General features: G+C 66.3%; 17 protein-coding genes. 3 read left to right on the top strand and 14 right to left on the bottom strand.

Going from position 1 to position 16,046, the window contains the following annotated elements; all coding sequences use genetic code 11:
• Nucleotides 1–46 precede the first annotated feature (46 nt).
• The 10 genes from A5790_RS14535 to A5790_RS14580 form a co-directional block, all read right to left on the bottom strand.
• On the bottom strand, nt 47–826 hold the full coding sequence (locus A5790_RS14535; RefSeq protein ID WP_066845362.1) for an alpha/beta fold hydrolase: 780 nt from the start codon (nt 824–826) through the stop codon (nt 47–49).
• On the bottom strand, nt 826–2,031 hold the full coding sequence (locus A5790_RS14540; RefSeq protein WP_066845364.1) for a cytochrome P450: 1,206 nt from the start codon (nt 2,029–2,031) through the stop codon (nt 826–828). Before A5790_RS14540 ends, A5790_RS14535 begins: the two co-directional genes overlap by 1 nt.
• Nucleotides 2,028–2,228 (bottom strand): ferredoxin, encoded by a 201-nt coding sequence (locus tag A5790_RS14545; protein WP_064397072.1) that lies wholly within the window; start codon nt 2,226–2,228, stop codon nt 2,028–2,030. Before A5790_RS14545 ends, A5790_RS14540 begins: the two co-directional genes overlap by 4 nt.
• Entirely contained in the window at nt 2,225–3,427 is a 1,203-nt protein-coding gene (locus A5790_RS14550) for a cytochrome P450 (RefSeq protein ID WP_066845367.1), read from the bottom strand. Before A5790_RS14550 ends, A5790_RS14545 begins: the two co-directional genes overlap by 4 nt.
• Nucleotides 3,428–3,493: 66 nt before the next feature.
• Nucleotides 3,494–4,336 (bottom strand): NAD(P)-dependent oxidoreductase, encoded by an 843-nt coding sequence (locus tag A5790_RS14555; protein WP_066845369.1) that lies wholly within the window; start codon nt 4,334–4,336, stop codon nt 3,494–3,496.
• Nucleotides 4,333–5,151: an NAD(P)-dependent oxidoreductase gene (locus A5790_RS14560; RefSeq protein WP_066845371.1), complete on the bottom strand. Its 819-nt coding sequence runs from the start codon at nt 5,149–5,151 to the stop codon at nt 4,333–4,335. Before A5790_RS14560 ends, A5790_RS14555 begins: the two co-directional genes overlap by 4 nt.
• Nucleotides 5,151–6,008 carry an alpha/beta hydrolase gene (locus tag A5790_RS14565; protein ID WP_066845459.1) on the bottom strand — a complete coding sequence of 286 codons (858 nt, stop codon included), beginning with the start codon at nt 6,006–6,008 and terminating at the stop codon, nt 5,151–5,153. The genes A5790_RS14560 and A5790_RS14565 overlap by 1 nt, the downstream gene beginning before the upstream one ends.
• A 38-nt stretch (nt 6,009–6,046) precedes the next feature.
• Entirely contained in the window at nt 6,047–7,702 is a 1,656-nt protein-coding gene (locus tag A5790_RS14570; RefSeq protein ID WP_066845373.1) for an OB-fold domain-containing protein, read from the bottom strand.
• Nucleotides 7,699–7,998: a ferredoxin gene (locus tag A5790_RS14575; RefSeq protein ID WP_231987792.1), complete on the bottom strand. Its 300-nt coding sequence runs from the start codon at nt 7,996–7,998 to the stop codon at nt 7,699–7,701. Before A5790_RS14575 ends, A5790_RS14570 begins: the two co-directional genes overlap by 4 nt.
• Nucleotides 7,999–8,006: 8 nt before the next feature.
• The gene (locus A5790_RS14580; protein ID WP_066845386.1) at nt 8,007–9,308 is read right to left on the bottom strand and encodes an NADH-ubiquinone oxidoreductase-F iron-sulfur binding region domain-containing protein; all 1,302 of its coding nucleotides are present in this window, start codon (nt 9,306–9,308) and stop codon (nt 8,007–8,009) included.
• Between the two features lie 36 nt (nt 9,309–9,344).
• Between A5790_RS14580 and A5790_RS14585 the strand changes: the two genes are divergently transcribed.
• A complete protein-coding gene (locus A5790_RS14585; RefSeq protein WP_066845389.1) occupies nt 9,345–9,818 on the top strand; it encodes a hypothetical protein in 474 nt (157 codons plus the stop codon).
• A gap of 109 nt (nt 9,819–9,927) precedes the next feature.
• Here A5790_RS14585 and A5790_RS14590 read toward each other — a convergent pair whose 3' ends face one another.
• The 4 genes from A5790_RS14590 to A5790_RS14605 all read right to left on the bottom strand — a co-directional run bounded on the left by A5790_RS14590 (nt 9,928) and on the right by A5790_RS14605 (nt 13,596).
• Nucleotides 9,928–10,836 carry an alpha/beta fold hydrolase gene (locus tag A5790_RS14590; RefSeq protein WP_066845392.1) on the bottom strand — a complete coding sequence of 303 codons (909 nt, stop codon included), beginning with the start codon at nt 10,834–10,836 and terminating at the stop codon, nt 9,928–9,930.
• A gap of 91 nt (nt 10,837–10,927) precedes the next feature.
• Nucleotides 10,928–11,320 carry a Rieske 2Fe-2S domain-containing protein gene (locus A5790_RS14595; RefSeq protein WP_066845395.1) on the bottom strand — a complete coding sequence of 131 codons (393 nt, stop codon included), beginning with the start codon at nt 11,318–11,320 and terminating at the stop codon, nt 10,928–10,930.
• A gap of 1 nt (nt 11,321) precedes the next feature.
• Nucleotides 11,322–12,464 carry an amidohydrolase family protein gene (locus A5790_RS14600; protein WP_064426250.1) on the bottom strand — a complete coding sequence of 381 codons (1,143 nt, stop codon included), beginning with the start codon at nt 12,462–12,464 and terminating at the stop codon, nt 11,322–11,324.
• A 37-nt stretch (nt 12,465–12,501) separates the two neighbouring features.
• On the bottom strand, nt 12,502–13,596 hold the full coding sequence (locus tag A5790_RS14605; protein ID WP_066845398.1) for an amidohydrolase family protein: 1,095 nt from the start codon (nt 13,594–13,596) through the stop codon (nt 12,502–12,504).
• A gap of 281 nt (nt 13,597–13,877) precedes the next feature.
• Between A5790_RS14605 and A5790_RS14610 the strand changes: the two genes are divergently transcribed.
• Both A5790_RS14610 and A5790_RS14615 read left to right on the top strand, forming a co-directional pair.
• A complete protein-coding gene (locus A5790_RS14610; protein WP_066845460.1) occupies nt 13,878–14,870 on the top strand; it encodes an acyl-CoA dehydrogenase family protein in 993 nt (330 codons plus the stop codon).
• Nucleotides 14,870–16,045 (top strand): acyl-CoA dehydrogenase family protein, encoded by a 1,176-nt coding sequence (locus A5790_RS14615; RefSeq protein ID WP_066845401.1) that lies wholly within the window; start codon nt 14,870–14,872, stop codon nt 16,043–16,045. The genes A5790_RS14610 and A5790_RS14615 overlap by 1 nt, the downstream gene beginning before the upstream one ends.
• The last annotated feature ends 1 nt before the right edge of the window (nt 16,046 follow it).

Below are 16,046 nucleotides of genomic sequence, written 5' to 3' on the forward strand. Positions count from 1 at the left end.
GGAAAATTCGAGCAAAAGCCGCCAAAACGTCGGTCTCGGCGCAACTTCAGGCGGAAACCAGCGGGCCGGCCGGTGTCGTCGTGGTGGCGTGGACCAGTAACTCGGCCAGTTCTCGCGGTCGGCTCAGGAACGGCGAGTGCGAGGCGTCGATGGTCAACTGTTCGACGCCGAGGCGACGGGTCACCGTGTCGGCCAGCCAGCGCGGCATCGACCGGTCCTGCAGACAACGAATGAAGCTGCGGGGAAGATCGGCCTCCCAGAACCGCGGCACGGATACCGGCGTCACCGTCGTGTCGCCGAAGCGTTCGGGACCGAGGCGCTCGAACGCCCAGCGCGCGGTGGCCTCGTCGCAATCGTGGTAAAAGTACCGCCACGCGCCTTCGAAGTCGGCGAACCACATCGCGCCATCGTCGTCGAACTTCAGGTAGCCCAACATCTCTCCGACGTCGGCGTCGAAATCCTCGCCCAGTTCGTCGCCGTCGTCGCGCATCGCCATCGCTTCGGGATAGGTGCGACCCTCTCGCGGCAGGGCCGCGGCGAGGTAGGTGATGTGGCCGACCAATTCGGGCGCAGCGTCGGCCGCCAACGTTGCGTCGAAGCCGCCGCCCGAGTGTCCGACGAGAACGCTGTCAGCCGAACCTGCCGCCCGCAACGCTTCCACGATCGCGTCGCGCCGGTTGGCCAGTGTCGACTCCTCGTCGACGCGTGCACCGTGTCCCGGGAGGTCCACCGCGACCGCGTCGTGGCCCATCGCCGTCAGCTTGTCGATCACGCGCTCCCAGCACCAGGCGGCGTGAAAGCCCCCGTGCACGAAGACGAATCGCATCAACTCAGGGCGCGCACCGGAACGTGCGACCAGCCCGCGACGTTCTGCATCGCCACCCGACGGCAGTCATCCCACAGCACTTCATATCGGGGCATCAGGTCGAGCAGCCGCTCGAGTGCGATCGCCGTCTCCATCCGGGCCAACGCCGCACCAAGGCAGCTGTGAATGCCGTAGCCGAAGCCCAGGTTCTGCGCCTCGGTGCGGTTGCGGTCGATGTCGAAAGTGTCGGCGTCGGTGAATGCCTCGGGATCGCGGTGTGCCGAGGCCTGCAGGAGGAACACCGGCTTGCCCTCGGGGATCGTCACGCCGTGCAGTTCCACATCGCGCATCGAGCGCCGCACGTTGTAGTGCACCGGCGGCTCGTAGCGCAGCAGTTCCTCGACTGCGGCCGGAATCTTGCTGCGGTCATCGAGAAGCTTCTGCCACTGGTCGGGGTGACGGGCGAACGTGACCGCCGCGTTGCCGACCAGCTTGGTGACGGTCTCCGCGCCAGCACCACCGAGAAGGGTTGCGAATCCGGCGATCTCGAAGTCGTCGAGTGATTCCTTCTCGCCATCCTCGCGGGTGATCTCGGCGGCCACCAGGCGGCTGAACATGTCGTCCGTCGGGTTAGCGCGCCGCTCCTGGATCAGTTGGAAGTACAGCCCCATGGCTTCGCCGATGGCCTGCATACCCTCTTCGGACATGTCGACCTGGCCGGGCTCGCGATGCAGCGACGCGTCGACCCATTCGCGGACCTGCTGCCGGTGTTCCTCTGGCACCCCCAGCATCTGGGTGATGACTTCGACCGGGAAGAATGCGGAGAAGTCGCTGACGACGTCGAAGTGGGAGGGATCGGCCTTGGCGATGTACCTGTCGATGGTCTCGGTCACCATCGGCCGCATCGCCTCGATCGCCCGGGGGGTGAACACCTTATTCACCAGGCTGCGCATGTGGCGATGTTCGGGCGGATCCATCAGGATGATCATCTTGGCCGGCATCGGCTCGTCAGAGCGAATGGTCGCCAGATCCAGACCGTATGCCGACGAGTAGGTGGCGAAGTCCTTGTAAGCCGCGGATATGTCTTCATGCCGCGACAAGGCGTAGAAGTCGAGTTCCTCGTTGTAGTAGACCGGTGCTTCTTCGCGCAGGCGCCGGTAGATCTCCCACGGTCCGTCGAAGTACTCCTGCGAGAACGGGTCGAAGACGATTTTCGACGTGGTCATGCGTCTTCGATCGAGATCGCCTGGCGCGGGCACTGTCGCACCGCTTCCCTGACTTGCTCCTCGTTCTCGGGCGTCACTTCTTCCTGAAGCACGTGTAGGTAGTCCTCCTCGTCGAGATCGAACACCTCCGGGATGATGCCCATGCACACTCCGTTGCTCTCACAGAGCCCGAAGTCGACGATGATCTTTTGAGTCACTTCAACACCTTCACCGGGACGTGGTGGTATCCGGCCACATTCTGCATGTGCACGCGTTCGAGGCCGTCGAAGTTCACCTCGTAACGCGGCATGAAATCGAGCAGGTGCTCGAGCGCGATCGTGGTTTCCAGGCGGGCCAGCGCAGCGCCAAGGCAGCTGTGAATGCCGTAGCCCAGTCCGAGGTTCGGCGACTGTGTGCGATCCCGGGTGATGTCGAACGTCTCGGCGTTGTCGAATGCGCGGGAATCGCGGTTGGCCGCCGCCTTCATCAGGAACACGGGCTTGTGCGCGGGAATGGTGCCGCTGGGCACCTCGGCTTCCTTCAGCGTGTAGCGCACGTTGTACTGCACCGGCCCGACGTAGCGCAGCAATTCTTCGACTGCGGCCGGCACCAGGCTGCGGTCGTCGAGCAGCATCTGCCACTGTTCGGGATGGCGGGCGAACTCGACCACCGCGCTGCCGACGAGCTTGGTGACCGTCTCCGCGCCGGCGCCACCGAGAAGTGCTAGGAATCCGGTGATCTCGAGATCGTCGAGCTGACGCATCTCACCGTTCTCACCGGGAATCTCCGCGCGGATGAGCCGGCCGATCATGTCGTCCAGTGGGTTCTGCCGCCGCTCCTGAACGAGGCCGTAGTAGTACATGCCCGAGTCAATGTTGGCCTGCATGTTCTCTTCGGACAGCTCGAGCTGGCCGGGCTTGCGTTGGAGGCTGATGTCGATCCAGCGCCGGACCTGTTGACGAAACTCCTCAGGCACCCCCGCCATCCGGGTGATCACTTCCACCGGGAACGGACCCGAGAAATCCTGCACCACATCGAAGTTGTCGGGATCGACGTTCGAGAGGTACTGCTCGACGAGTTCGGTGATGTTCTCGCGCTGCGATTGGATGGCCCGGGGGGTGAAAGCCTTGTTGAGCAGGCTGCGCATGTGCCGGTGCTCGGGCGGGTCCATGAAGATGATCGACTTGTGCGGGCCCTCCTCCGAGCGCACCATCGCCAGGTCGCAACCACGAGATGAGGAGAACGACTCGTGGTCCTTGAGTGCTGCGGCCACGTCGGCGTGCCGCGTCAGCGCGTAGAAGTCCTGCTCCTCGTCGTAGTAGAGGGGCGCTTCGTCGCGCATCCGTTGGTAGATCTCGTACGGGTTGTCGAAGAACTCCTGCGACACCGGGTCGAACACGAGTTTGGGCTTGGTCATGGTCTCCTCTTTCGCGGCGGGCTGTCGACCGCTTCCGTTACGCGAGGCCGCAATAATGTAACGCCTCTAGTATGCCTCACCGGATGCCTCCTGGTAAGGGGAATCGCCGCTGTTTATGGCCAGGATCCCGGCGTCGATGACCTCGTCGAGCAGGCCAAGGTCACTGCCCAGTTCGCCCGCCGTCCGGCGAACCACCGCGACGTCCTTGCCGATGAACTCGCCGACATCGGTGACGAACCCCTGAACCGAGCCGCGCGCGGCGATGAACTCGCCGACCCGGCTGGTCCCGCTGCCGTGGGTGAGCGAGGTGAGCAGCTCGGCCTCCTGGACGCCGAGTCGGGCGCCGAGGTCGACGGCGGTGCGCAGCAGACCGATCTGGGCGGCGAACAGGCTGTTGTTGACGAGCTTGACGGCCTGGCCCGCGCCGATCTCGCCGACGTGCAGGATCGGGTCGCCGTAGCTGGCCAGCACCGGTCGGACCTTGTCGACCGCAGCGTGCGCGCCGCCGACGAACAGGGTCACCTCGCCGGCCGCGATGTTGTGCGGGCCGCCGCTGACCGGCGCGTCGACGACGTCGATGTCAGTGAACTCGGCCGCCAGCTTTCGCGTGGTGGCCGGGTTGCCCGTCGTGTGGATGATCAGCGCACTGCCCGGTCGCATGGCCGCGGCCAGGCCGTCGTCCAGGCACACCTGGCCGACCTGCTCGTCGGTGAACACGCAGATGACCACGGCGTCGGCCCCGTCGGCGACGTCGGCCGCGCGGGTCACGGGCTGCGCGCCGATATCGCGCAGCGCGGCGCATTTCTCGTCGGTCCTACCGAGTGCGCGGACCTCGTGACCGGCTTCGATAAGGCGGCGCACCATCGGCGCGCCCATGCGCCCCGCCCCGACGAAGCCGACACGCGTCACCGCGGGTGGTCCATGTTCTGCAGCGCCGTGTCGGCTACGGTGAACACCGATCCCTCCGGTGCCGATGCGGTGGCCGCGATGCTGGCCGCGTGCCGAACATCCTTCTGCAGCAACGCGCCTGCGATGGGCGCCAGTGCCTCGACCGTGCCGCCGAACATCGCGATGCTGCCCAACGCCTTGCTGGTGGCCGATCCACCGTTGAGCACCTCGGCAAGGCGCACGCGCGGAATACCCAGGGACTCACCGAGATCGAGAGTGCTCAGCGCGCTACCGAGGTTGGCGGTGAACAGCAGGTTGTTCAGGATCTTGGTGACCTGTCCACTGCCCAGCGGGCCGAGATGCACGATCGGGTCGGCATAGGTCGCGAACACCGGGCGGCAGCGTTCGACGACGTCCTCCTCGCCGCCGACCATCACCAGCAGCTTGCCCTCTTCGACGGCGGGCCCACCGCCGCTCACCGGCGCATCGATGACCGAAACACCCTGTTTGGCAGCGACTTCGGCGATCTCCCTACAGGTGTCGGGATGTACGGTGCTGTGGATGGCAATGGTTGCGCCGGAGGCCAGGCCGGCGAGCACACCGGTCTCACCGTTGAGCACTTCGCGCACGTCGTCGTCGCCGACCACGCACAGGCAGACCAGATCGCTGGCCGCGGCCAACTCAGCAGGCGTGCTCGCGGTCTTGGCTGCCGTGCCGGCATACGGTTCGAGGCTGGCCGCCCGACGCGCCCACAGCGTCGTCTCGAACCCGCCCTCGACGATCTTGCGGGCCATGGGGCCGCCCTGGCTGCCCAGTCCGATGAATCCGACGCGCATCAATCCGCCTCCACTTTCTGCTCGACCTTGTCCTCGGCGCCTTTTCGGGCCGCGACGCATTCCTCGACGAATGACAACACTTTGTCGTGGTAGTCCGCGGCCGCGTAGGACAGCGAAATGTTGTGACCTGCGCCGGCCTGTTCGTTGAGGACGAAGCGGGGCGCGGCGGTGAACACCGCGGCGATGTCGGCCAGCGACTCGGGGTCGGTGCGCCACACCCGCTCGTGTTCGGCGACGGTGAACTGCACGGGCACCTCGACCCGCGCAGCCATCGCCGGAAAGTCCCGCCGCGGCCAGTTTTTCGTCATGTCCGCCTCGTACGGCGCGCCCGTCGACGAGTTCGTGATACCCGAGAGCACCTCGGGCGGATACAGGTCGGCGGGTTCCCACAGCAGGTCGCGAAGCCCCACCGGCCGCCGGGTGGCCGTCGTCGTCTTCAGGATCTCGGCCGCGGAGTCCGCATACCGCAACCCGGTGCCGGCCAGGCCGAGTCCGAGCACCCCCGCCTGTGCGGCACGCTCGTCGGCGGCCATGCGCACCGCCAGTTCACAGCCTGCCGAGTGGCCGAGCAGGAACAGGCCTTCGCCGCGCGGGTTCTGGCCCAACACCTTGTCGACGGCACCATAGGCGAGCGCGACCCGCTGGTCGGGTTCGTGCATCGCCTCGGGATAGGGCGCCGAGCTGCCGTAGCCGGGCCGGTCCAACGCCACCACCGTGATTCCTCGGGCCGGACCGGCGCGCAGCAGCGACAGCTGAGGATGGCCGGGACAGTCGAAATACGCTGCGGTGCTGGCACCTCCGTGGAGGGTGACGATGACGGCGGTCGGGTTCTCGCCCTGTGCGACCAGGCCCGACATGGGAACGCCGTCGACGAGGACGACGCGGGGGCGCGGGCTCACCCGTCGGTCCGCATCAGGATCGCCCCGCTCGGCGTGAGCCCGCCGCTGCTGACCACCGCGACCTTGGCGTCCTTCACCTGGCGCTCGCCCGCGTCGCCGCGAAGCTGGGTGACCGCTTCGTGGATCAGACCCATTCCGTGTGTCCGGCCGTGCGACAGCTGACCGCCGTGGGTGTTCAACGGAATCACCCCGTCGCGAGCGATGGCCTTGCCGCCGTCGAGGAAGTCCTTGGCCTCGCCGATACCGCAGAAACCGAGAGCCTCCAGCCACGACAGGCAGTTGAACGAGAAGCCGTCGTACAGCTCGGCGACATCGACATCCTTGGGCCGCAACGAGGTTCGAGTCCACAGATGGGCGGCCTGACCGAGCACCTGAGGTTCGTGGGTCAGCGTGCTCTGGTCCCAGTCGGTGCGTTCGACGATCTGCGTGCCGACCGCTTCGAACAACACCGGCGTGTGTGGCATGTCTTCTGCGGTTTCGACGGCCGAGACGATGACCGCGACGGCGCCGTCACAGGGAACATCGCAGTCGTACAACCCGAACGGGGTCGTGATCATCCGCGCGTTGAGGTAGTCGTCCATCGTCATGGGCTCGCGGTATATGGCGGTCGGGTTCAGCCCCGCGTTCGCGCGCTGGTTGAGCGCGATCCAACCGAGCGTCTCGCGCGTGGTCCCGTAGCGCTCGAAGTGGCGCTGGGCGTTGAGCGCCAGCGTGTGCGCGGCCGACATCGCACCAAACGGCATCTGCCAGCTCGAGGTTCGAGCGCCACCCGGCGGTGACGCCTTGCCCTCCTTCATCAACTGCTGGAACGTCGCCTCCCACAATGTGCGGAAGCACAGCACGTGCCGGGCCATACCCGTGGCCACCGCCATCATCGCCGCGATGACCGAGCCGCCGGGTCCGAAGGTATCCATGCCGCCGTTGATCCACACCGGGCGTAGACCGAGAGCGCCCTCGAGCGCGGCGACGCCGCCTTCGCCCATGCCCGCGATGTCCAACCCGGGATAGGTCGACAGGCCGTCGATGTCGTCGAACGTCAGACCCGCGTCGGCGACGGCGGCCTCGCACGCTTCGATCGTCAGCGACAGCGGCGGCACCATCAATCGCCGACCGAGCCGCGACGCGCCGATTCCGGTGATCGCCGAATGCTCTTCGAACCGTTGGCGAGTCAGCGGCTGGCTCACGTGACGAGCGAAGTCCTGTGGTGCGATCTCGTCCTCGGCGACCGGGCCACTCTGTTCGTCGGTGCCGGGTGTGAAGACGGGCAGCCAGACAGCTCCGGCCCCATCACCGAGCTGTTGGAACGTCACCTCGACGACTTGACCGAGTTTCAGGTCGTCGGGGTCGCAGTCGACGATGTTGGTGGTCAGTCGAACTCGCGGATCCTCGACGATCGCCACCTGGGCCACCACGTAGGGCGGCGGCAGGTCCGGAAAGCCGAACCGGTGGTTGACGGTGAACGCCGACAGCGTGGCCTTGCCGGAGACGTCGCGAACGCCCATGTTGTGGCTCCGGCAGTACCGGCACACGGGTTGCGGCGGATGGATCAGCGCCGTGCAGTCACGACACTCCTGGATGCGCAGGACACCGTCGGCGCCGGCGGTCCAGAAAAACTCGTTGAGTACCGTCAGCTCGGGTAGTGGTCTTGTCACCGCACGAATCCCGAGATCGCCTCGTTGTCATCGGTTTTGGGTTCGGGCTCGGGCACCTCGTGCGCCTCCTGATGCACCGCGGTGTCGCCGGAGGGCCGGTGTTCGCCCATGTAGATGATCGCGTGCACCGGACAGTCCAATAGTGCGCGCATCACCGCGTCCCTGTCCTCCTCCGGTACCGTGCCGTCACCGATGAGGGAGGCGTAACCCCAGTCGTCTAGGGAGAAGTATCCCGGGGCGTGCTTAGCGCATATCCCGAAGCCGTCGCACAGCGTCCGGTCGAGCCGAATTCGCAAGCCCTCACTCATGATTGAGCCACCGCCTCCACTTCGTAAGGCCGCACGGCGGCGAACGCGTCGGTCCGACAGGCCGTGCAGTCGTCCGCGAGATGTCGAGCCACCACTTGCGGGAACTGTCGCAGCAGGCTCGCGGCGACGTTGGTGGCGCCGTCGAGAGTCCCACAGGCGCCACGGCCGCGAAGTACCACCGACCAACGCTCCAAGCGGGTGACGTCGTCCTGGGTTGCTACGCCGTCGCGCAGCGCCGACGTGACGGCGGCCATCGCGGCGGTGCCGTTGAAGCAGGATCCGCACTGGCCGGCGTTTTCGCGGTCGAAGTACGACATCACCGCGGCCGCGACGGCGACGGGGCAGTCGTCGGTGAGGATCGAGATGGCCCCGCATCCCAGACCACTGCCGAGGCGGCGAACCGACTCGTGGTCGAGCGTCGCGTCGAGGATGTCGGTGTTCACCAGGCCGGCGAAGTAGCCGCCCATCAAGACGCCGGTGACCGCGTCGTTGGTGACCCCGTGCAGGTGTAGCAGATCGGCGAACGATGCGCCGTGCGGGATTTCGTACAGCGCGGCGGGTCGCCCGCCGCCGGTGATGGTCGCGAGAAACGTCCCGGGTGACATCGGCGTGCCGACCGACCGGAACTTCTCGGCGCCGTGCTCGTGGATATAGGGCAGGTTGGCCAGCGTCTCGATATTGCTGACCATGGTGGGGACGCCGGCCACGCCTTCTTCGAAGGGCCGTGGCGGTTTGTCGGTCGGCTTGGCGGGTCCGCCGTTGATGCGCCGGACCGCGGCGGTCTCTTCTCCGGCCACGTATCCGGGTTCGACTGTGACCACGGCGATCTCGGTCGCGCCGAACGTTTCCGGTGGCACTTCGCTGAGCGCGGCGGTGACGGCGTTGGCGGCGGGGGAGTCGGAGACGTAGACGTACGCCCGGCGGGCGCCTGCGACGGCCGTCGCGAGGCGCAGACCGTCGAGCACGAGATGAGGCCGGTTGCGCAGGAGCCAGCGGTCTTTGACCGACGCGGGTTCACCTTCTTCGCCGTTGGCCACGACGACGGTCTCCGACCCGCGCTGGTGGGCGTTGTGCACCGCGCGCAATTTGGTGCCGATCGGGAATGCGGCGCCGCCGCGGCCCAGCAGCCCCGACAGGTCGACCTGCGTCAGCAGCGCATCGGCATCGATCAGCGGCCGGTATCCGCCCGCCCGGGTGTACTCGGCGTAGTCCTCCGTGCCCGCCTCCGACGGGCGCAACAGCCGCGGCGCGCAATCCGGCCAGGCGGCGACGGCGAGATCGGTGGCAGTAGAGGTCATGGCTGGTCCTTCCGGCCCGCGGATAGGCTGACGGACATGAGGACTGCGGTCGTGCGCGTCGGTGTCGACACGGCGGGCGAACTCGGCCCGGCCCAACTCGACGACGGCCTTGCTCGGCTGAGGGAATCGGCGGCTGCGCACGGTATCGAGGTGGTGGCCAACGATCTGGCCGGGTTGCCGCCGAAACGCCGTGAGGTCGAGTTGTTGATCGCCGGCGACGACCAGGACGAACTCCGTCGGCTCGCGGTCGACCTGTGCGACAAGGCATTCGGCACCACACCGGCGCCCGGCGTGGTGACGTTCATCAGCCGCGGCACCGACGACGATGCCCACGGTGTCCTTGCCGGGCTCGGGCTCTCCGGGGAGATCGAACGGGTACCCGGCGACGAAGGCTGGGACGTCATACATGTGACGTTGCGCAGAGCCGACCTCGAACGCGTTCCGGAGAGCCGGGTGCACACCGCGCTGGAGGCCTCACTCAACTGCGAGGTCCACATCCGTACGACGTAGGGCGTCGGTGCGAGCGCACAGTCTCGAACACGAAGCGCCGTAACGGGCGTACGACGATATGCGTCGCCTACTGACGTGTGGGCAAACGCGGTTGCCGGAGATCCGCTCATCAACTGTCCAGGAACTTCAGAATTGCCGGCGCCGCCTGCACCCACGTGTCGAAAAGGCAGAAGTCCTTTCCGCCGCTGGCCGCGAACTTCTCACCGGCACGCTCCCAGGCATCCTCGGGCCAGGGCGGGTCGATCAGCGTTGAACCCTTGATCAGGCAGCTGACCTCCAGCGACGTGCGCTTCGGATGATCCCAGTCGTTCTCACCACCGCGGATGATCAATGTCGGCACCGCGATGTTGTCGAACATCTCGTCTTCGACACCGGGAATCGTCTGACCGGGCTTGGGCACGAAGGCGTTGAGCCAACGCAACATCACCTTCAGAAACTCGTCGACGTCGAGGGCTCTGAACCGCTCCTCGTTGCGAGGATTCTCGGCGATGCGCTCCTTCCACTCGGCGACGTGCAGCAGGCCGTCGATGCCGGCACCGCGGGCGGCCAGGATGCTCGGCACCACGTAGTGTCCGCCCAGTACGAAGGACCCGTATACGCCGCCGACGATGTTCCACACCACCAGCTTTCGGACGATTTCGGGGTAAAGCATCGTCGTCAGCATCGAGTCCCGCGCACCGCCGGAACCGCCCGCGATGACGCACTGCTCGATGCCGAGTCCGGTGATCAGCGCGTGCAGCGTTTCGGCGCGCATGTGAGATTCGCTCTTACCGTAGAACTGCACGTCCGACTTGCCACAGTTCGGCCGATCCCACAGCAGCACGCGGTAACCGCCCGATGCCAGCGCCTCCGCCAGTGGCCGTAGACCGGGAATGTCCTTGCTGAACCGGCCGCCCGGCGTCAGCGCGATAAATTCGCCTTCGTTGCCGAGGATTTCGTAGACGACGTGGCCGCCGTTGATCTCGACGGTCTCTTCGCCCGGTTTGAGAGTGGGGCCCGCGGCCTCCGTGGTGGTCATGCTGAGCCTCCGCGAACGTGCGCAAACTGCTGATTTTTCGCGGCGTGTCGTGTGCAAACACGCACGCTCACGCCAACAAGGGAACCTGTGATCATGCCTGGACCAACACCTCGTTGCCGACCACCCGTACGGGGTAGGTCCGGATGCTCCACTCCGGCTTGACCGCCGTGGTGCCGGTCGCCAGTTCGAAACCCCACTGGTGCCACGGGCAGTAGATGTACTCCATATCGCGGACCATCACCGCATCGCCGGGCACGCTGTCGTCGACGACGGTGCGGCCGCGGGCCCGCCCCGAACACAGCGGACCACCCTCGTGCGGGCAGTAGTTGGCGATCGCGTAGAACGTGCCGTTGACGTTGTACACACCGACGCCGTGGCGTCCGATCGGCACCAGTTTGTGCTTGCCCGGCGGGATCTCGTCGACCGTGGCGACGACGTGCTCACGCCCCTGGGCCAGCCGGGGCGTCTTCTCCTGTTCGCTCAATTCAGAACACCCGCACCTGGCCCTCGAGGGCCGGAACCGTGTCGGGAAGGTGATACGTCGCGATGCCGTTCTTGAACATCACGGCTTCCCGGGCGTGCTCGGGCAGGTGCTTGACCAGCCAGCGTGGGTCGTCGAACGTCCAGTGCGGGTAGTCCGACGAGTAGAGCAGGATCTTCTCGCACTCCATCCACTCGAACGCGCGCGACAGCTCGGTCTTGTCCTCGGGGTAGTCCAGCGGCTGGGTGGTGAACTTGATGTGGTCCTTGACGTATTCGGACGGTTTGCGCTTGATGTCCAACCACGACTTACGGGCCTCGTAGATGGCGTCCATCCGCCACATCAGCGGCAGAATCCAGGTGAAAGCGTGTTCCACCAACACGATTCGCAGCGTCGGGAACCGGTCGAAGAGCCCGTCGAAGACCATGCTCATCACCTGGTTCGCGGCCAGCAGCGAGTAGGTGACCATGAAATCGTGGTTGTAGCTGGGGAATCCGACCGGCGGGATCGGCAGCTCCTCGTGATGGCTGCGCGACAGGTGACAGCTCACCGTGATGTCGTTGCGGGTCGCGGCCTCCCAGATCGGGTTGTACTTGGGATCACCCCACGCCGGGCGGGGTTCGGCCTTGATCAGGATCTGGCCCATGTAGGGGTGGCCGGCCCAGCGCTCGATCTCGCGGGCCGAATCCTCGGGCGCCTCGATCGCCACACAGATCGATCCGCGCCACCGCTCGTGCCAGTTGTTCTTGCTGTCGAGCCAGTGATTGGCCTGCCAGTCGTTGAGCGCGACGCTCATCGCGTGGTTGACCTCGGGGAAGCGCGCGGGGTAGGCGGCGGGCTCCAGGATTGCGATGTCGGCGCCCGCCTCCATGATCAGCTGCTTGAACGCCAGTTCGGGGTCGCTGCCCGCGAAGTTGCCGTCCGAGGGGAAGGTGTCGACCCGCATCGCGTACGCGTGGGCGTAGTCGGGTGCGTCGTAGTAGATCTGGTCGCCGATCCGCCGCGTCAGGAAGTACTTGCTGCGCCACGGCTCCGGGATGTACGGCGTCAGCTCACCCGCCCTCGGCGTCGGGTGAACGTCGGAGTCGACGCAGCGCACCGCGACGCGCTCCGCTGCGGGCTTGCGCTCTGTCACTGTCACCGTCATCGTGGCTCCCTGCCTTTCAACTGCGTCTCACGCCCTATCACTGTGCGCCCACTGCGGCGCCGACGTCTATGCCGTAGAGCTCGGCGGCGTTGCGCCAGCACAGTTTGTCGCGCTGCTCGTCGGAGTACGCGGCGGGCACCGTCAGCTCGTTGAGCTGCCAGTGCGGATAGCTCGACCCGTACATCACCATGTCGTCCTTGCCGGTGAAGCTCAACCACTCACCGGCGTAGTCCACATCGCCGGGCCCGTCCATCGCGCCCTGCACGAAGTAGGTGTGGCCAGGCAGGTAGTCGCTGGGCATCCGCGGCGCCCACGGGGTCTGCTCCAGATGTGGGCGCCCGAAACAGTCCATCCGCCAGATGAACGGCGTCAACAGGTCCGCCGCCCCGTCGGCCCAGACGAATTTCAGCGTCGGCATTCTTTCGAATACCCCTTCGACGATGAGATTCATCAGGTGGTACAGGTAGTTCAGCGCCATGAAGCTGACGTAGTTCTCATACGTCCTGGGCACGCCGGACGGCGTCGGCGCGAACTGGACACCCGCCCCCACTTCGATGTGCACGGCGACCGGCAGGTTGGCCTCGTTGGCGGCCTCCCACAGCGGCCAGAACTGCGGCTTGCCGTACAACTCGCGGGACTGCAGGGGCACACCGATCTGCACGACCCGGGGATGGTCGGCGTATTTGGCGATCTCTCGCAGCGAACCGGAGATGTCGTCGGGGTTGACCCGGATGGTGCCGCGGAACTTCTCGGCGTACGGGTTGTCCTCGAGCCAGCGGCTGACCAGCATCTCGTTGTGCCCCGCCGCGATCGCGGTGCCCAGATGCCGGTCCGGCATGATGCCGCGGGTCATCGGATGCAGTATCGCGACGTCGACGCCGCGCTCGTCGAACAGCTGCCCGCCGACGAACTCGGGGTCCGAACCGGGGTAGCGGCGGTCGCCCTCGGTGCCGGGGGCGTATTCGCCGCCGGGAGCGCCGTACCAGTCCATCTCGTAGTCGGGGAATCCGCGGCTCTTGAAGGGCTCGCGAAGGAAGCTGCGGAAGTCCTTGTTCGACTTGCTGAAGATGTGCACGCTGGCATCGATGACTGGGGTCGTGAAACCAGACGCGGTCCCGTCCTGAATATGCATCACCAAGGCTGTCCTCCGATGTCATCCGGCCGTCGGCAGGCGCAGAAGAGCGCTGCGCGAGCGCCGAACACCTCCCAGTGTAAAGCGTTGTTCTTCAATCGCAAGAATCTAGTTCTCTACAAAACGCTTACTTTTGCGCAGGTCAGGGTGTCTGCTGGTCAACTGCATGACACACGTTATGCGAAACGTGGTAGTCACATCGTGAGAACGGTTACGCCGCGATTGGAGAATGTTATTCTCGCTGCGACGCGTTGCCCATCTTCGAGGCCCCGGGAGGCTTGGTGTTACTGGAGTTCGACGCCGATCAGCGGCTCTGGCAGGAGACCGTGCGCGACGCGGTGACCAAGCAGTGCCCGGCCTCGCTGATCCGCGGTATCGCCGAGAACGGGGTCGACCCGACGCCGCTGTGGAAGACCTACGTCGACGCCGGTTGGACCGAGTTGGCCGACCCGGAGAACGCGGTCGAACTCGCGATCGTGCTCGAGGAGTTGGGCCGGGCCACCGACCCCACGCCGTTTCTGGCGACGCTGACCCAGTTCGCGCCGTTGGCCGGCGACCGTTTCGATGCGCAACAGGCCGGCACGGCGGTGTACGACGGTGTGTCCGCCTACCGGGTCGCCGACGGGTGGGTACTCGACGGCACCGCTCACCACGTGCTCGACGGTGACCGCGCCGAGCGCTTCGCCGTCGTCACCGACGCCGGTGTCTTCGTCGTCGACGCCGATCAGGTCACGTCGAGGCGCAGTCCCATCTTCGACCCGGTGCTGCACGTCGCGGAGGTGTCGTTCGTCGACGTACGCGTGCCGGACACGGTGCGGGTGCCCGCGGACGCCGAGCGGGCCCGTCACGTCGCGCTGACCGGTATGGCGATCTCCACGGTCGGCGCCTGCCAGCGCATCCTGGACCTGGTGCTCGAGCACGTCAAACAGCGCCAGCAGTTCGGGGTCGCAATCGGTTCCTTCCAAGCGGTGCAGCACAAAGCCGTCGACATGCACGTCGCCATCGAACGGGCCAGGGCCCTGGCCTATTTCGCCGCGCTGACCATCGCCGAGGACGATCCGCGCCGACGCCTGGCCGCCGCCATGGCCAAGGCGTCGGCGGGGGAGGCGCAGGCGTTGGTGTTCCGGCACGGCCTGCAACTGTTCGGCGCGATGGGATTCACGTGGGAGAACGACCTGCAATTCGCGCTGAAGCGGGCGAAAGCCGGTGAGCTGCTGCTCGGTGGCGCCGCCGAGCATCGCGCGGTGATCGCCGCGGAGTACAGGACCTTCTGATGCAGCTGACTTTCGATTCCGAGGTCGAACAGTTCCGCGCCGAGTTCGCCGCGTTCCTCGACGAGCATCTGCCGCCCGAGTCGCAGACCCTGGAGCGGCCGAAGTCGGTGTCGCACATGCCGCAATGGGCCCGCGACTGGCAGCGTCTGCTGTTCGACAACGGCTGGCTTCTTCCGGCGCAACCGCCCGAGTTCGGCGGCCGCAATGCCACCGTGGTGCAGCAGTTCGTCCACCTCGACGAGCTGTGTCGGCGGCGGATCTACCACAGCTTCAACCCCCAGGGCGTCAACATCGTTGCCGCTTCGCTGATCACGTTCGGCACCGAGGAGCAGAAGCACCGCTGGGCCGTGCCGGTGCTGAAGGCCGAGATGACCGCGTCACTGGGCATGAGTGAACCGAGCGCCGGGTCCGATCTGGCGTCGCTGCGGACCCGTGCGGTTGCCGACGGCGACCACTTCGTCGTCAACGGCCAGAAGGTCTGGACGTCGGGCGCCCACGACGCCGACTTCCTGTTGACGTTCGTGCGCACCGATCCCGACGCGCCCAAGCACAAGGGCATCAGCGCGTTGATCATCCCCACCGACACACCCGGCGTGGTGTGTCGTCCGTTCGCCGACATGACCGGTGAGGACAACCTCGACTTCAACGAGGTGTTCTTCACTGACGCGCGCGTACCCGCCGAAAACCTCGTCGGCCCGCTCAACGGCGGCTGGGGTGTCGCGAACGGCTCGCTCGGCCATGAGCGCACGATGATGTGGCTCGGCTTCGCCGACCGCATCGACAACATGATCGCCGACTTCCGGCCTCGTACCGAACTCGAACGCGACCAGTACGCCACGACGCTCATGGATTATCAGGCCTTGCGGGCCATGGGCTCGGCGGCGCTGGCGCGGGCCGCGCGCGGCGAGATGGACACCGCCTCGGTGTCGGTGCTCAAACTGTTCGGTTCGGAAGCCGAACGTCAGGCCATGGAGAACGCGTTGGCCGCCGCAGGCGCCGACGGACTGATCCACCCGTCGACCTCGGGACCCTACGAGCACATGAACCTCGACCACTACTTTGCGAGCTGGTTCGAGCGCTATGCGCGCAGTTTCGGCGGCACCATCGCCGGTGGCACGTCGGAGATTCAGCGCAACATCATCGCCACTCAGGTGCTCGGGCTGCCGCGGCGCTGAC

Origin of the sequence: Mycobacterium sp. 852002-51152_SCH6134967 (assembly GCF_001667105.1) — a bacterium.
Lineage (GTDB): Bacteria > Actinomycetota > Actinomycetes > Mycobacteriales > Mycobacteriaceae > Mycobacterium > Mycobacterium neumannii_A.

Bases quoted from the DNA above. Each gene is read 5' to 3' on its own strand.
- A5790_RS14535 (WP_066845362.1), bottom strand. From the start codon at position 826: ATGCGATTCGTCTTCGTGCACGGGGGCTTTCACGCCGCCTGGTGCTGG.
- A5790_RS14540 (WP_066845364.1), bottom strand. From the start codon at position 2,031: ATGACCACGTCGAAAATCGTCTTCGACCCGTTCTCGCAGGAGTACTTC.
- A5790_RS14550 (WP_066845367.1), bottom strand. From the start codon at position 3,427: ATGACCAAGCCCAAACTCGTGTTCGACCCGGTGTCGCAGGAGTTCTTC.
- A5790_RS14560 (WP_066845371.1), bottom strand. From the start codon at position 5,151: ATGCGCGTCGGATTCATCGGACTGGGCAGCCAGGGCGGCCCCATGGCC.
- A5790_RS14565 (WP_066845459.1), bottom strand. From the start codon at position 6,008: ATGTCGGGCCTGGTCGCACAGGGCGAGAACCCGACCGCCGTCATCGTC.
- A5790_RS14580 (WP_066845386.1), bottom strand. From the start codon at position 9,308: ATGACCTCTACTGCCACCGATCTCGCCGTCGCCGCCTGGCCGGATTGC.
- A5790_RS14585 (WP_066845389.1), top strand. From the start codon at position 9,345: ATGAGGACTGCGGTCGTGCGCGTCGGTGTCGACACGGCGGGCGAACTC.
- A5790_RS14590 (WP_066845392.1), bottom strand. From the start codon at position 10,836: ATGACCACCACGGAGGCCGCGGGCCCCACTCTCAAACCGGGCGAAGAG.
- A5790_RS14600 (WP_064426250.1), bottom strand. From the start codon at position 12,464: ATGACGGTGACAGTGACAGAGCGCAAGCCCGCAGCGGAGCGCGTCGCG.
- A5790_RS14605 (WP_066845398.1), bottom strand. From the start codon at position 13,596: ATGCATATTCAGGACGGGACCGCGTCTGGTTTCACGACCCCAGTCATC.
- A5790_RS14615 (WP_066845401.1), top strand. From the start codon at position 14,870: ATGCAGCTGACTTTCGATTCCGAGGTCGAACAGTTCCGCGCCGAGTTC.